The sequence below is a fragment of the Pseudomonas sp. LFS074 genome, from assembly GCF_047978165.1.
Classification (GTDB): domain Bacteria; phylum Pseudomonadota; class Gammaproteobacteria; order Pseudomonadales; family Pseudomonadaceae; genus Aquipseudomonas; species Aquipseudomonas putida_P.
The window spans coordinates 830,681-845,218 of sequence record NZ_JBFPFV010000003.1 but is presented as its reverse complement, the minus strand read 5'-3'; the positions used below and the strand labels follow the sequence as shown (position 1 = coordinate 845,218).

Below are 14,538 nucleotides of genomic sequence, written 5' to 3'. Positions count from 1 at the left end.
AGGAGGCCGGCATGTCCAGTTCATCCCTGAGTACAAGCGCCGCCGCCAACGCCGCCCGCCGAGGCAGCGCTACTTCGCGACGCATTCTGATCGGCCTTGGCTGGTTGGTGTTCGCGCTGTTCCTGTTGCTGCCGCTGGTGATCGTGGTGTCGCAGGCGCTGAAGAACGGTTTTGGCACCTTCTTCGAGGCGATCTTCGAGCCTGATGCCTTGTCGGCGCTGAAGCTGACCCTGCTCGCCGTGGTGATTTCGGTGCCGCTGAACCTGGTGTTCGGTGTCAGCGCCGCGTGGTGCGTGAGCAAGTACACCTTCCGTGGCAAGAGTATCCTGGTCACCCTGATCGACCTGCCGTTCTCGGTGTCGCCGGTAATCGCCGGCCTGGTCTACGTGCTGATGTTCGGCGCGCAAGGCCTGTTCGGGCCGTGGCTGCAGGACCACGACATCCAGATCGTGTTCGCCCTGCCGGGCATCGTCCTGGCGACCATTTTCGTCACCGTGCCGTTCGTGGCCCGTGAGCTGATCCCGCTGATGCAGGAGCAGGGCACGCAAGAAGAGGAGGCCGCGCGCCTGCTCGGCGCCAATGGCTGGCAGATGTTCTGGCACGTGACTTTGCCGAATATCAAATGGGGCTTGATCTACGGCGTGGTGCTTTGTACTGCACGGGCCATGGGCGAGTTCGGCGCGGTGTCGGTGGTGTCCGGCCACATTCGCGGCGTGACCAATACCTTGCCGCTGCACGTAGAGATCCTCTACAACGAGTACAACCACGTGGCGGCCTTCAGCGTGGCCAGCCTGTTGCTGATCCTGGCGCTCTTCATCCTGCTGCTCAAGCAGTGGAGCGAGAACCGTATTAACCGCCTGCGCCACAGCGCCGCGGAGGAATGATTCATGTCGATCGAAGTTCGTAATGTCAGCAAGCGCTTCAACAGCTTCCAGGCCCTGAACAACATCAACCTGGACATCAACAGCGGCGAGCTGGTGGCCTTGCTCGGCCCGTCCGGCTGCGGCAAGACCACGCTGCTGCGCATCATCGCCGGCCTGGAAACCCCGGACCAGGGCAACATCGTGTTCCATGGCGAGGACGTGTCTGGCCATGACGTGCGTGACCGTAACGTTGGGTTCGTGTTCCAGCACTATGCGCTGTTCCGCCATATGAGCGTGTTCGACAACGTCGCCTTCGGCCTGCGCATGAAGCCCAAGGGCGAGCGCCCGAGCGAGAGCAAGATCGCCGAGAAGGTGCACGAGCTGCTGAACATGGTGCAGTTGGACTGGTTGTCCGATCGCTACCCCGAGCAGCTGTCTGGCGGCCAGCGTCAGCGTATCGCCCTGGCCCGCGCCCTGGCGGTGGAGCCCAAGGTGCTGCTGCTGGACGAGCCGTTCGGTGCGCTGGATGCCAAGGTGCGCAAGGAGCTGCGCCGCTGGCTGGCGCGGTTGCACGAGGATATCAACCTGACCTCGGTGTTCGTGACTCACGACCAGGAAGAAGCCATGGAAGTGGCTGACCGCATCGTGGTGATGAACAAGGGCGTGATCGAGCAGATCGGTTCGCCGGGCGAGGTGTACGAGAAGCCAGCCAACGATTTCGTCTACCACTTCCTCGGCGATTCCAACCGCCTGGCACTGAGCGAAGGCCACCACGTGCTGTTCCGTCCGCACGAGGTGTCGCTGTCGCGGCATGAGACCGAAGGGCACCACGCGGCCGAGGTGCGGGACATCCGGCCGTTGGGCGCGACCACGCGGGTGACTTTGAAGGTGGAAGGGCAGAGCGAGCTGATCGAGGCCGAAGTGGTCAAGGACCATGACAGCCTGACCGGGTTGGCGCGTGGGGAGACGTTGTTCTTCCGGCCGAAGGTTTGGCAGAAGGTGGCGGATATCTGATCTGCCCTTGATGATTAAGAGCCCGGGCTTGGTCCCGGGTTTTTTTATGCCTGTCGGATTGCCGGGGCTGCTTTGCAGCCCATCGCGACACAAGGCCGCTCCTACAAGGGATTCGCGTAAGGTCCGAGGGGCGCGAGTCCTTTGTAGGAGCGGCCTTGCGTCGCGATCGAGGGCGCAGCCCTCGCGGCAATCTCATGCCTTACGCGAATATTTTGCATGCCCCCAATGCATAGCCTTTAGCCATGAATGCCACAGCCCGCGCAATCCGTGGCTTTCACGCGATCCTCCAGAAACAATATTCAATTAAGTTCTAACCATAATTTTAAACATTACTTTAAGAGATAAGCCTCTGGCCCCGATGATTCAGCCACACACCTGAATCGAGACCCCAGGAGTTTGATCAATGGGTAATGTCCAATCGGCCGTCAGGGCCTACGACCAGCCATGGCGCCCGGCCCCAGGCGACCTGGTCGAGCTTGGACGCACGCTTCGCCTGCCGCTTGGCCAGCTGCGCCTGCAACGCACGCCTGTGAGCGGGCTCAAGCGCCGCGACAAGCTGGTGTTGGGCCTGCTGGTGCTGGCCCTGCATGGCGCCGCCGCGTACTGGGTCAGCCAGGCGCCCACGCCCGAACTGCCGGTTGTGCCGCCACAGGTGCCGCCCATGACCATCGAGTTCGCGGCACCCGCACCGCCTGTGGTCGAGCCTCCGCCGCCTGCGCCCGCGCCTCCCGTGGTCGAGCCACCGCCGCCGCCACCGGTCGTCGACGAACTGGCCGCCAAGCCCAAACCCAAACCGAAGCCCGTGCCAAAGCCTGTGGTCAAGCAAGCGCCCAAGCCACAGCCCAAGCCGGTTGAAGCACCACCACCCGCGCCAGTGGCGGCCCCGGCACCGCCTGCGCCCGCACCACCCGCGCCGGCCCCGATAACCCCGGCATCGGCCAACGCCGCGTACCTGAAGAACCCGGCGCCGGAGTACCCGCAGATGGCTCAGCGCCGTGGCTGGGAGGGCACCGTGCTGTTGCGTGTCGAAGTGCTGCCCAGCGGCAAGCCTGGGCAGATCCAGGTTCAGAAGAGCAGCGGCCGTGACGCCCTCGACGCCGCCGCGCTGGCCGCGGTGAAGCGCTGGAGCTTCGTGCCCGCCAAGCAGGGTGATGTGGCCCAGACCGGCTGGGTCAGCGTGCCGATCGATTTCAAGCTTCGCTAACTTTTTCGCAGAACACAGGAAGACATCATCATGAGCCTGCTGGCATCCCCCCTCGAATCCGTTGAAAGCGCAGTCATCTGGCTGCTGGTCGGTTTTTCTGTCGTCACCTGGGGCCTGGCCCTGGTCAAGGTCGCGCAGTTCGTGCGGTTGAAGAACCAGGACAAGCGCTTCCACCAGCAGTTCTGGGCTGCCTCCAGCCTGGACTCGGCCGCCGAGCTCAGCCATGAGCTGCCCGGCCCGGCTGGCCGTGTGGCCCAGTCTGGCTACGCTGCCATCGCCGTTGGCGACACTCAGGCCAACGACCTGAGCCATGCGATCAACCACCAGGACCGCCTGGAGCGCGCCCTGCGCCAGCAGATCGTGCGTGAGCGCCGCTCGCTGGAAACCGGCCTGGCGGTGGTCGCCAGTATCGGCAGCACCTCGCCCTTCATCGGCCTGTTCGGCACCGTGTGGGGCATCATGGAAGCGCTCAAGGGCATCAGCGCGGCCGGCTCCGCCAGCCTGGAAACCGTCGCCGGACCAATCGGTGCGGCACTGGTGGCGACCGGTGTGGGTATCGCCGTCGCGGTACCGGCCGTGCTGGTTTACAACTACTTCCTGCGGCGCCTCAAGCTGACCGCCGCCGACCTCGATGACTTCGCCCACGACTTCTACAGCCTGGCGCAGAAGAGTGCCTTCCGCGTGCTGGTGCACCCTGCTGTGCAAAAAGCCCAGGCCGGTTTCACCCAGCCAGTGAAGGAGGCGTCCTGATATGGCCTTTTCGACCCAGGACAGCGACGAAGTCCTCAGTGAAATCAACGTCACGCCCCTGGTGGACGTCATGCTGGTGCTGCTGGTGGTGTTCATCGTCACCGCGCCGCTGCTGACCAACGCCATTCCCATCAACCTGCCCAAGACCGAGGCCGTGGCCCCGGTGGAGCAGAAGGACCCGCTGGTGGTCAGCATCGATGGCGAGGGCAAGCTGTTCATCAACAAGGACCAGATCCAGCCCGATCTGCTGGAAACCAATCTCAAGGCCGCCAAGGACAAGGACGCGGACGTGCGCGTGCAGCTGCAGGCCGATGACGGCGTGAACTACGGCGAAGTGGCACGGGCCATGGCGGCCATCGAACGCGCGGGGATCAGCAAGCTGGCGGTGATTACCGCACGTTGATACCCGGCACACCTCTTCAGGCAAGTGCTTATGGGCCACATCTCTTGGCAGGGGTTGGCCCTTTTTTTTGCCTGTGAGGGCCCTGTCGCAGGAATTGGTTTTTGGTTATTAATAAATAGCTTCTTATTCCTTTACGAATATAACTCCCTCCCTATACTTGTCTCCAAGCACGCAAACTTACTGGAGGCGTCCCCATGCGCAATGAGTCGATTCGTTACCTGATTGTGCCGGGCTGGCAAGGATCGCCAGACAACCATTGGCAAAGTCACTGGCAGCGCACCCTGCCTAACAGTGCCCGGGTGGAGCAACACGACTGGCTCACCCCGCAGCGGCAGGATTGGGTGCAGGCGCTGGAGCAGGCAATTGCCGCCGAGCGCTCACCGGTGATCCTGATCGCCCACAGCCTGGGCTGCATCACTGTCGCCCATTGGGCTGCGCAAGCCAGGCCGGCCTTGCTGCGGCGGGTGCGTGGTGCACTGTTGGTGGCGCCGGCAGACGTCGAGCGGCCCACCTGCGCGCCAGCCCTGCGCAACTTTGCGCCGATCCCGACCGATGCATTGCCGTTCCCCAGCCAGGTCGTCAGCTCGGACAACGACCCGGCCGTGAACGTACCGCGGGCGCTGTACCTGGCCCAGGCATGGGGCGCCGAAGCGGGGTTGCTGAGCAATGCCGGGCACATCAACGTCAAGTCCGGCCATGAGCGCTGGGAACAAGGCTTCGCCTACTTGTATCGCTTGCAGAGCCGGGTAGAGCAGCGCGCACTGCGCCGCGCCTGATCACCCTTACTGTTTACCGTTTGCCTGACGCCCGGCCATTGCAGGCCAGGGGCGGGAGTTCGTCATGACTTTTCAAAACCCGTTTGGCCAGCCGCTGCTGACCTTCCCCGAGCTGGACAAGAGCCCGCTGAGCATTCGTGCCAAGGCGCTGGTGTTCATCGACCCGCGCTCGCAGCAGCTGCGCGAGGACCTTGAGCGCCTGGCGCCACAACCTGTGCCGGTGCTGATCCGTGGCGAAACCGGCACCGGCAAGGAGCTGCTGGCCCGGCAGATCCACCGTGCCAGCGACCGTGGCGGGCTGTTCGTGTCGGTCAACTGCGCGGCCATCAGCCCCACCTACGCCGATGCCGAATTGTTCGGCTATAGCGCCGGCAGTCATGGCGGCACGGCCAGCAGCCGCGCCGGCTGGTTTGGCTCGGCCAATGGCGGCACGCTGTACCTGGACGAGATTGCCGACTTGCCGCTGGCCATCCAGGGCAAGTTGCTGGCGGCCCTGGAAAACCGTGAGGTCACCCGGGTTGGCGCGCAGCAGCCACAGCCAGTGGATGTACGCCTGGTCGCCGCTACCAGCATCGACCTGGCGCGCGTGGTGCGTGCGGGGCGCTTCAACGAGCGCCTGTACCAGTACCTGCGCGAGGGGGCGCTGGAACTGCCGCCGCTGCGTGAACGGCCGGGCGACATCCTGCCGCTGGCCGAGTACTTCGTGGGCATTTACAGCGTGCGCCTGCAGCGGCCCGTGCCGTTGGTGAGCGAGGCGGCGCAGCAGGTGCTGGAAGCGCATTTCTGGCCCGGCAACACCCGCGAGCTGGAGAACGTGATCCACTTTGCCTTGCTGGTGAATGACGGCGCAGAGATCCTGCCGGAGGACCTCGACCTGGCCAATCCCGCGCGCTAGACATCGCTCATAAGCAAAGTGGCTGGTGGCAGTTTGTTTTTGGAATAAGCAGCTAAGTAAAAGATATTGTTACGGAATAAAAAATCTAGGTATTGTCCGCCTCACGCCCACTGGTGAACCGGTTGGGCACCCGATTCGCCATCGTCGATGGCCCAGATTCAGAACAAGGACCACCATGAAGAAGACCCTGCTGACCACTGCCCTGGCTGCTGCCCTGTCGTTCTCCGGCCTGGCCGCCGCTGCCGAGAAACTGGTGGTTGCCGCTACCCCGGTTCCGCACGCCGAAATCCTTGAGCTGATCAAGCCGACCCTGGCAAAAGAAGGTGTGGACCTGCAGATCAAGGTCTTCACCGATTACGTGCAGCCAAACGTACAAGTGGACCAGAAGCGCCTGGACGCCAACTACTTCCAGACCCTGCCGTACCTGAAAAGCTTCAACGAAGGTAAAGGCACCCACCTGGAAACCGTGGTCGGCGTGCACGTCGAACCCTTCGGTGGCTACTCCAAGAAGATCAAGAACCTGTCCGAGCTGAAGGAAGGCGCCACTGTTGCCATCCCTAACGAAGGCAGCAACAGCGGCCGCGCCCTGATCCTGCTGCAGAAGGCTGGCCTGATCACCCTGAAAGACCCGAAAAATGCCCTGGCCACCCCCAAGGACATTGCCGAGAACCCGAAGAAGCTGAAGTTCCGCGAGCTTGAGTCGGCCATGCTGCCGCGCGTGCTGGACCAGGTTGACCTGGACATGATCAACACCAACTACGCCCTGGAAGCCGGCCTGAACCCGGCCAAGGATGCGCTGGTGATCGAAGGTGCCGATTCGCCATACGTGAACTTCCTGGTTGCCCGCCCGGACAACAAGGACAGCGAAGCCATCCAGAAACTGGCCAAGGCCCTGACCAGCCCGGAAGTGAAGGCATTCATCGCCAAGAAGTACCAGGGTGCGGTGCTGCCAGCGTTCTGATGCAGTTGCATTCCCTTGCATGACCTGACGCCGACTCATATGAGTCGGCGTTTTTATTTCTTTGACATGCATTTTGGGGAGAAGCGATCCCCTGTAGGAGCGGCCTTGTGTCGCGAAAGGGGGGCGGAGCGCCCCCAGGATTTTTGCAATTCACCTGCTATTGCCGGGGCCGCTTTGCGGCGCTTTCGCGACACAAGGCCGCTCCTACAAAGGGCGTCTATGCCTGTACTATGCATATGCAATAAAGGTATTTATTAAAAAATTTTTAGATCATTAGAGTCTATTCATTGTGCCCCCGCGCACCCTGCAGACTTGCTCTACCCATGACCCTCGACATCGCATTCATCCTCAGCACGCTACCCGCTTTTCTCAAGGCCGTGGGCGTGACTTTGCAGGTCGGCATGATCGCCATCGCCACCTCGCTCTTGGTCGCCCTGGTCAACGCCACGCTCCTTGTCCTGCGCACGCCCTACCTGTGGCGCCTGGTCAAAGCCTACGTGGAGCTGGCGCGCAACACGCCGCTGCTGATCCAACTGTTCTTCGTCTACTTCGCCTTGCCAAGCCTGGGCCTGAAGATTTCCGGTTTTTCCGCGGCGATCATCACCATGACCTTCATGGGCGGTGCCTACCTCACCGAGGTGTTACGGGCCGGCATCGAAGCGGTGCCGCGTGCGCAGCTGGAGTCTGGGCGCTCCATCGGCTTGTCCGAGGGCCAACTGCTGCGCCATGTGGTGCTGCCCCAGGCCGGTATCCTCAGCCTGCCGGCACTGTTCGCCAACTTCATCTTCCTGCTCAAGGAAACCACCGTGGTGTCGGCGGTGGCCGTGCCGGAAATCCTCTACACCACCAAAAACTACATCGCGCTGTACTACAAGACCTACGAAATGCTCACCGTGCTGACCCTGCTCTGTGTATTGCTGTTCCTGCCGCTGTCGTTGCTGCTGCGCTACGTGGAAAGGAGGCTGCAACATGGCCAGTTCGGCGTTTGACCTGTTGCTGCAGGCGCTGCCGCAGCTGGCCGGCGGCGCCGCGCAGACCCTGGCCATCTCGGCACTGGGCATCCTCTTCGCAACGCTGGGTGGCGTGCTGTACGGCGTGCTGGCAACCCTGGGCAACCGTGCCCTGAACATCGCCTTGCAGGTGTACCTTGAGTTGTTTCGCGCCATCCCGGTGCTGGTCTGGTTGTACCTGGTGTTCTTCGGCCTGCCGATCTTCTTTGCCCTGAGCATCCCCAGCTTCTGGTGCGCGGTGCTGGTACTGGCCCTGTGGGGCGCGAGCGAGGTGGGCGAGGTGGTACGCGGTGCGCTGCGTTCGGTGCCGCGCGGCCAGCGCGAAGCCGGGCTGTCGATCGGCCTGGCGGGGTGGCAGCTGTATGGCTACGTGCTGCTGCCGCAGGCGCTCAAGCGCATGACCCCGCCCACCATCAACATCTACACGCGGATCATCAAGACCAGCTCGCTGGCGGTGCTGATCGGCGTGGTCGAGGTGATCAAGGCCGGTCAGCAGATCATCGAACGCACCTACGAATCGGTGCTGATCTATGGCGCCTTGTTCCTGTTCTTCTTCATCGTTTGTTATCCGCTGTCCGCCGCTTCGCGCGTGCTGGAACGCCGCTGGGCACACTCATGAGCGCACTGATCGAATTCCAGGGTTTCAACAAGTTTTTTGGCGAGCACCAGGTGCTCAAGGACGTCGACCTGCAGGTGGCGGCCGGTGAAGTGGTGGTCATCCTCGGCCCCAGTGGCTGTGGCAAAAGCACGCTGCTGCGCTGCCTCAACGGCCTTGAGCAGGCCCACAGCGGGCACCTGCGCCTGGCCGGGCAAGAATTGCTCGCCCCGCACACCGACTGGCGCGCCATCCGCCAGCGGGTCGGCATGGTGTTCCAGAGCTACCACCTGTTCGGCCATATGAGCGTGATCGACAACCTGCTGCTGGGCCCGCTGAAAGTGCAAAAGCGCGAGCGGGCCGAAGCCCAGGCCCAGGCCGAGGCGCTGCTGGCGCGGGTCGGCCTGCTGGACAAGCGCGACGCGTTCCCCCGGCAATTGTCCGGGGGCCAGCAACAGCGCATCGCCATCGTGCGCGCGTTGTGCATGAACCCCGAGGTGATGCTGTTCGACGAAGTTACCGCTGCCCTCGACCCAGAAATGGTCAAGGAGGTGCTGCAGGTAATTCAGGGCCTGGCCCGCGACGGCATGACCTTGCTCATCGTTACCCACGAAATGGCCTTCGCTCGCGCGGTGGCCGACCGCATCGTGTTCATGGAGGCCGGCAGGGTCCTTGAACAGGGTGACCCCGAGAGCTTCTTCACCCGACCGCGGACCGCACGCGCGCAGCAGTTCCTGGAGAAATTCTCCTTCGTAGAAAGCCTGCCAAAGACATTGCACAAGGAACTGTCATGAAAACTGCCAACCTCACCAAACTGCTGGCACCGTTGTTCGGCCTGGCCTTGCTGGCCGGCTGCAACAAGGCCGACGAACCGCCCAAGCCGGCGGCGGCATCGCCAGCCACCAGCTACCTGGAAACCATCAAGGCCCGCGACAAGCTGATTGTCGGCGTGTTCACCGACAAGCCGCCGTTCGGCTTCGTCGATGAGAAAGGCCGCTATGTGGGCTTTGACACCGACATTCAGATGAGGCCCAGCGCCGCGGCGTAGGTGGCAGCCAGCGTCTTGTTCGGCGCGTCGAACTTCTTCTGGATGTTCTTGTGGTGGAAGTTCACCGTGCTCTCGGAAATGCTCAGGATGATGGCGATTTCCCCGGAGCTCTTGCCGTCGGCGGTCCATTGCAGGATCTCGCGTTCGCGATGGCTCAGGCAGACCGGGTTGGACATCAGCATCGGATGCTCCAGGTCGGTCAGCTTCTGGGTCAGCAACTCGATCATGCAACGCAGCCGCAGGCGGATTTCCTCGCGCTCGAAGCTGGAGATGTTCTGCTGGTCGCGCGCCACGGAAAGCACGCTGAGCAAATTGTTCGGCGCGCGGATCGGCAGGGTCGCGCCGACACAGAGGCCCCAATCGCGAGCCTCGTTCCAGAGCATCCGGCTCTGGTCGAACAGGCTGTCGCTCCAGACCACCATTTCCGAGGAGCGCAGGCCGTTGAGGATCGCCGGATCCACGGCCCCGTAGTTCTGCATCTGGTATCGCTCCAGCCAGGCCTTGGGATAGGTGCCATGGACCTCGGTCTTCGGCCGGGTGAAGGGAATCGTGTGGCGCACGCCATAGGCGTAGTAATCGAAGCCCAGGCGCCGCACTTCCTTTTCCAGGACGGCGAACACGCCCTGGCTGTCGTGGATCGGCTGCATCTCGCTACGCAAACCGTCCCACCACAGCAAAAAGCCTCCGTCATTCCTCATTGGCCGGCGCCTGGCCAAGGACCTGCTGGGCGATGAAAACAAGGTCGAGTTCGTTGCCGTGGAACCGGCCAGCCGTATTCCGTTCCTGCAGAGCGACAAGGTCGACCTGATCCTCGCCAACATGACCGTGACCCCGGAGCGCAAGGAAGCGGTGGACTTCACCAACCCCAACCTGCGCGTTGCCGTGCAGGCCATCGTGGCGGATGGCAGCCCGGTGCAGAAGCTCGACGACCTGGCCGACAAGACCATCATCGTGACCACCGGCACCACGGCCGATATCTGGCTGACCAAAAATCATCCCGACTGGAAGCTGCTCAAGTTCGAGAAGAACAGCGAATCGCTGCAAGCCCTGGCCACCGGCCGTGGCGATGCCTATGCCCAGGACAACCTGATCCTGTTCAGCTGGGCCAAGCAGAACCCGGGTTACCGCGTGCTGCCTGAGCTGCTGGGTGACGAAGCGCCGATTGCGCCGGCGGTGAAGAAGGGCAACACCGAGCTGCGAGACTGGGTGAATGCCGAGTTGGCCAAACTGGGGGAAGAGAAGTTCTTGCTGAAGCTGTATGACCAGTATGTGCGCAAGGAACTGAGCGATGACACCAAGCCGGAAAGCGTGATCGTCGAAGGGGGCAAGTGGCAGGGTTGACGGTGTGATTGGGGCTGCTGTGCAGCCCTTCTCGGTCATTCGCCTGGTACTAATCGCAAGGTACTTTGCGCCGGAATCACCCCCATCTGTGCACGCTGATACTGCCCCTGCACATACCCCTCGGCCTGGTCCGCATAATGCCGGTCGAACGGCACGCCGCTCTGCCCTACCGGGTTGCTGGTCAGCGCCTGTCCGGCATCGGCAAAGTCGACCAGCCGCCGTGTCGATGGCCCATAGTTAACCGGCCATGGCGCCGGGCCGATCTTCGCCGAGAGGTTGTTCGGCACTTCATGGGTGCCGGGTGCAGCGAAGGGGCCGACGTTGAACAACAGGTTCAGCGGCTTTTTCACCCCAAGCGGATGGTTGTGGGTCAGGGTATGGGCCTTGCCCCACTGCCAGCTGGCCGGGTCGCTGCCCAGGGTGTCACGCAGGTGTTTCAAGCTGTTCTGCCAAGCCGTGCGCACAACGGCTGTACGGTCGGTACGCAGGTTGCCACCACGGGTGTTCCACCAGGGTGAGTCTGCATCCACTGCCAGGCGTGGCAGGGCGGCGTCAATGGCGCGGGTGCTTATCAGCACCGGGAACCAGGTGTCGCCCAGCTCGTCATGCAGGGCTGCGAAGGCCAGTTCGTAGAGGAACTGGTTGAACAGCGTGGCGCTGGTCGAGTCCAGCGGGTAGTCGCCCGCCCAGGCCGCCAGTTGCTCAACCAGCTCCTTCTGTTCGTCACCTTCGGCCACTGCGCGCAGGGTTGCCAGCAACGGGGCAAGGGTGCGCGGGCCGTAGTCGCTGGCAGTGTCCAACTGCAGTGCCTGGCTGTTCTGGGTGTCCCATTTCACCTCGGGGTTGGCCAGGTGCCGATCGAGCTGGCGGCCACGGTCGGGCAAGTTGTAGTAACCCGGTATCGGCACCGCCGCTGGCGGCTGGTAGTTGGCCGAAACGATGTAGCCGCGCGCTGGGTTCTCCTGTTGCGGGTTGACGCTGAAGGGGTAGAAACCAAGCTTGTCCGCCTGCACGCTGGCGCCGTCGAGGATGAACGCGGGGTCGACGCCGTCGGGACGGATCGGTAGCTTTGCCGCCGCCCACCAGCCGATATCGCCACGGGCATTGGCCCAGACAAAGTTAAGCCCAGGGGCGTGGACCTTGGCGGCGGCCTCGCGCATCTTGCCCAGGGTGTCGGCGCGGTTGAGCTGATAGAAGCCGTCGAGGATCGGGTTTTCGGTTTCCAGAAATGCCCACCACATGGCGATGGGCGTGGGGCCGGTAGTGCTGCCCAGTACGTCGTTGACGATCGGGCCATGGGGCGAGCGGCGCAAGTTGATTGTGACCGGCGCTTCGCCTTTGACGGCGATTTGCTGCTCGGTCTTTTCGAGCGTCTGCCATCGGCCATCGATCATTACTTGGTTGGCGTCGGCCGGGTTGGTGCGCTCGGCGATCAGGTCGACGTCATCGTTCTGGAACATGGTCAGGCTCCAGCCGAAGTCACGGTTATGACCGAGCAGCGCAAACGGGTTGAGCGCCTGGAAGTAGCCATACAGGTTGAAGCCGGGCGCTGACAGCTCGGCCTCGTACCACACGGCTGGTACCGCGAAGCTGATGTGCGGGTCGCCGGCCAGCAACGTCTTGCCACTGCGGGTGCGGTTACCCGCTACCGCCCAGGCGTTGCTGCCTTCGAACTGCGGGATACCGGCGTCGCCCAGTGCCTCATGACTGAGGCGGGCGAGGGCTTCAAGGCCGTGCCAGTCGGCGGCGGCCAGCGGCGTGCCCAGAGCGCCCTCGGGTTGCCAGCCTAGGTCGAATATTTTCAGGTATTCAGGGCCCAGCTGGTCGCGGATGTAGGTCAGCGCAGGCTCGGTGCGGAACGCGGCAGCAAAACTGTAGGCCAGGTAGCCGGCGACGCTCAGGGTGTCTTCGGCGGTGAACGGGCGCGGGGTGATACCGAGCAGGTCGAATTCCATGGGCTTGGGGTGACTGGCTTGCCAGTTGTTGACCCCGTCGAGGTACGCTTGCAGGGCTTGCCATGCCGGCGACTGCGGGTCCTGTTGCTTGGCCATCAGGGCGGCCTGTTCGCGAATGCGCAGGCTGCGGAACAGGGTATCGGTGGGCAGCAGCTTGTCGCCCAGCACCTCGGCCAGCTCGCCACGGGCCAGGCGACGCAGGATTTCCATCTGGAACAGCCGGTCCTGGGCATGCACGTAGCCCAGCGCACGGTACAGGTCCGGCTCGCTCTGGGCCTGCAGGTGCGGCACGCCGCGGGCATCGTAGCGCACGCTGACCGGTGCTTGCAGGCCGGCAATGGCTACCTCGCCTTCGCGTTGCGGTAGCTTGCCCTGTACGTACCAGTAACCGGCGCCGGCGGCCACGGCAACCACCATGGCCAGCAGGGTCAGGCTGCGCTTCATGCAAGCTCCTTGTGCGTTCAAGCGGAAAATGTGGTCCGATCATCGGCGGATTCGCGAACAGAGCATAGCCCCCGGGAAGGAGATTCCATGTCACTCAGCGAAAAACAGAAGATGCTTACAGGCCAGCTCTACCACGCCGGCTGCCCCGAGCTGCAGGCCGAGCAGATCGCCAACAAGCACTGGATGCACCGTTACAACAACAGTGTCGAACTGCTCAACGATGCGCGCCACGGGCTGCTGCTGGAGCACTTTGGCCAGGTGGGTGAAGGCGCGGTGATCCGCCCGCCGTTCTATTGCGACTATGGCTACAACATCAGTGTTGGCCGCAATACCTTCATGAACTTCAACTGCGTGATCCTCGACGTGGTACCGGTGCGCATCGGCGACGACTGCCAGATCGGCCCTAACGTGCAGATCTACACCGCCGACCATCCTCTCGACCCTGACTTGCGGCGCAGCGGGTTGGAGAGCGGGCGACCGGTGACCATCGGCAACAACGTGTGGATCGGCGGCGCGGCGATCATCCTGCCGGGGGTGACCATTGGCGACAATGCCGTGGTGGGTGCTGGGAGTGTGGTGACCCGGGATGTGCCGGCGGGTGCGACGGTGGTGGGTAACCCGGCGCGGGTACGTCAGCCCGCCCAAGGGCAGTAGCAACCCACTGCCAGGGTATTGGAGGCGCTGACCTGGCGGCCATCGAGCAAGGCCTTGAGGATGGGCTCGATGAAGCTGTTGCTGGCATTGCACACCGCACCTTCGCTGTAGGGGCCGAAGTAGGCCAGGCGCCCTTGCCGGTCCCAGATAGCCACGGCCGGGGAGGCGGGCAGGTGTTCGCTGCCGGGCAGGCTGGCGAGCGGCTTGAGGGCGGAGAGGTTGGCGGGCAACTGGCCGTGGCTGCCGGGCTTTTGCAGCACATGGAAGGTGACGCCCTGGCCGGCGAACTGGCTGACCAGGTCGCCCAGGTGCTGCTGGTTGCCGACGTTGCACGGGCAGGCGGGGTCCCAGAAGTGCACCACGCGGATCGGGCCTGGGCCGGCCAGTTCTGGGGGCAGGTGCAGTTGGCTGCCGTCGAACAGGGTGGTCTGGTTGTCGAACGGGCGCAGGTAGCGGGCCTGGAAGGTGGTGTAGGCCTGCCAGAGGATGGCAACGCCGACCACTAGGGCAAGCACCGTGCACAACGGTTTGATGATTCGGCTACTCATGAAGCGTCGGTGGACCTTTGTGGGAGCGGGCTTGCCCGCGAAGCAGACTACGCGGTGGATGGCACGGGCTATGCCCG

General features: G+C 63.3%; 15 protein-coding genes and 2 pseudogenes. 14 read left to right on the top strand and 3 right to left on the bottom strand.

The genetic code is table 11. The annotated features are described in order from the left end of the window. Positions 1 to 11 precede the first annotated feature (11 nt). The 12 genes and pseudogenes from cysW to ACNQP3_RS27810 all read left to right on the top strand — a co-directional run. Complete coding sequence (cysW, locus tag ACNQP3_RS27865; protein WP_012274723.1) at positions 12 to 884, top strand: sulfate ABC transporter permease subunit CysW; 873 nt, start codon at positions 12 to 14, stop codon at positions 882 to 884. Positions 885 to 887: 3 nt separating this feature from the next. Beyond that, entirely contained in the window at positions 888 to 1,877 is a 990-nt protein-coding gene (locus ACNQP3_RS27860) for a sulfate/molybdate ABC transporter ATP-binding protein (protein ID WP_012274722.1), read from the top strand. A gap of 403 nt (positions 1,878 to 2,280) precedes the next feature. Continuing rightward, positions 2,281 to 3,081, top strand: coding sequence for an energy transducer TonB (locus tag ACNQP3_RS27855; RefSeq protein WP_012274721.1), 801 nt, complete (start codon positions 2,281 to 2,283; stop codon positions 3,079 to 3,081). Positions 3,082 to 3,111: 30 nt separating this feature from the next. Further along, complete coding sequence (locus ACNQP3_RS27850; RefSeq protein ID WP_264316645.1) at positions 3,112 to 3,831, top strand: MotA/TolQ/ExbB proton channel family protein; 720 nt, start codon at positions 3,112 to 3,114, stop codon at positions 3,829 to 3,831. 1 nt (position 3,832) lies between these two features. Beyond that, positions 3,833 to 4,234, top strand: coding sequence for an ExbD/TolR family protein (locus ACNQP3_RS27845; protein ID WP_012274719.1), 402 nt, complete (start codon positions 3,833 to 3,835; stop codon positions 4,232 to 4,234). Positions 4,235 to 4,428: 194 nt separating this feature from the next. Beyond that, entirely contained in the window at positions 4,429 to 5,010 is a 582-nt protein-coding gene (locus ACNQP3_RS27840; protein ID WP_012274718.1) for an alpha/beta hydrolase, read from the top strand. A gap of 64 nt (positions 5,011 to 5,074) precedes the next feature. Continuing rightward, on the top strand, positions 5,075 to 5,905 hold the full coding sequence (locus ACNQP3_RS27835; protein WP_012274717.1) for a sigma 54-interacting transcriptional regulator: 831 nt from the start codon (positions 5,075 to 5,077) through the stop codon (positions 5,903 to 5,905). A gap of 175 nt (positions 5,906 to 6,080) precedes the next feature. After that, the gene (locus ACNQP3_RS27830) at positions 6,081 to 6,866 is read left to right on the top strand and encodes a MetQ/NlpA family ABC transporter substrate-binding protein (protein WP_012274716.1); all 786 of its coding nucleotides are present in this window, start codon (positions 6,081 to 6,083) and stop codon (positions 6,864 to 6,866) included. A 323-nt stretch (positions 6,867 to 7,189) separates the two neighbouring features. Next, positions 7,190 to 7,855, top strand: a complete 666-nt coding sequence (locus tag ACNQP3_RS27825; protein ID WP_012274715.1) for an amino acid ABC transporter permease — start codon at positions 7,190 to 7,192, stop codon at positions 7,853 to 7,855. Then, a complete protein-coding gene (locus tag ACNQP3_RS27820; protein WP_060494352.1) occupies positions 7,836 to 8,495 on the top strand; it encodes an amino acid ABC transporter permease in 660 nt (219 codons plus the stop codon). The genes ACNQP3_RS27825 and ACNQP3_RS27820 overlap by 20 nt, the downstream gene beginning before the upstream one ends. Then, positions 8,492 to 9,265 carry an amino acid ABC transporter ATP-binding protein gene (locus ACNQP3_RS27815; protein WP_012274713.1) on the top strand — a complete coding sequence of 258 codons (774 nt, stop codon included), beginning with the start codon at positions 8,492 to 8,494 and terminating at the stop codon, positions 9,263 to 9,265. The genes ACNQP3_RS27820 and ACNQP3_RS27815 overlap by 4 nt, the downstream gene beginning before the upstream one ends. Beyond that, a pseudogene (locus tag ACNQP3_RS27810) lies at positions 9,262 to 9,492 on the top strand (glutamine ABC transporter substrate-binding protein); the annotation flags it as partial. The gene ACNQP3_RS27815 and the pseudogene ACNQP3_RS27810, both read left to right, overlap by 4 nt. Here the strand turns inward: ACNQP3_RS27810 and rhlR are convergent. Continuing rightward, entirely contained in the window at positions 9,492 to 10,217 is a 726-nt protein-coding gene (gene rhlR, locus ACNQP3_RS27805) for a transcriptional regulator RhlR (protein WP_347063173.1), read from the bottom strand. The pseudogene ACNQP3_RS27810 and the gene rhlR sit on opposite strands and share 1 nt — an antisense overlap. On the opposite strand from rhlR, the pseudogene ACNQP3_RS27800 reads away from it, so the two are divergent. Beyond that, positions 10,216 to 10,860: pseudogene (locus tag ACNQP3_RS27800) on the top strand (transporter substrate-binding domain-containing protein); the annotation flags it as partial. The gene rhlR and the pseudogene ACNQP3_RS27800 overlap by 2 nt on opposite strands. Before the next feature lie 35 nt (positions 10,861 to 10,895). On the opposite strand, the gene ACNQP3_RS27795 reads toward ACNQP3_RS27800, so the two are convergent. After that, the gene (locus tag ACNQP3_RS27795; protein WP_264316644.1) at positions 10,896 to 13,259 is read right to left on the bottom strand and encodes a penicillin acylase family protein; all 2,364 of its coding nucleotides are present in this window, start codon (positions 13,257 to 13,259) and stop codon (positions 10,896 to 10,898) included. 87 nt (positions 13,260 to 13,346) lie between these two features. On the opposite strand from ACNQP3_RS27795, the gene ACNQP3_RS27790 reads away from it, so the two are divergent. Beyond that, entirely contained in the window at positions 13,347 to 13,913 is a 567-nt protein-coding gene (locus ACNQP3_RS27790) for a sugar O-acetyltransferase (RefSeq protein ID WP_012274710.1), read from the top strand. On the opposite strand, the gene ACNQP3_RS27785 is transcribed toward ACNQP3_RS27790, so the two are convergent. After that, positions 13,892 to 14,461 carry a DUF6436 domain-containing protein gene (locus ACNQP3_RS27785; protein ID WP_060494355.1) on the bottom strand — a complete coding sequence of 190 codons (570 nt, stop codon included), beginning with the start codon at positions 14,459 to 14,461 and terminating at the stop codon, positions 13,892 to 13,894. The two genes, ACNQP3_RS27790 and ACNQP3_RS27785, sit on opposite strands and share 22 nt — an antisense overlap. Between the last annotated feature and the right edge of the window lie 77 nt (positions 14,462 to 14,538).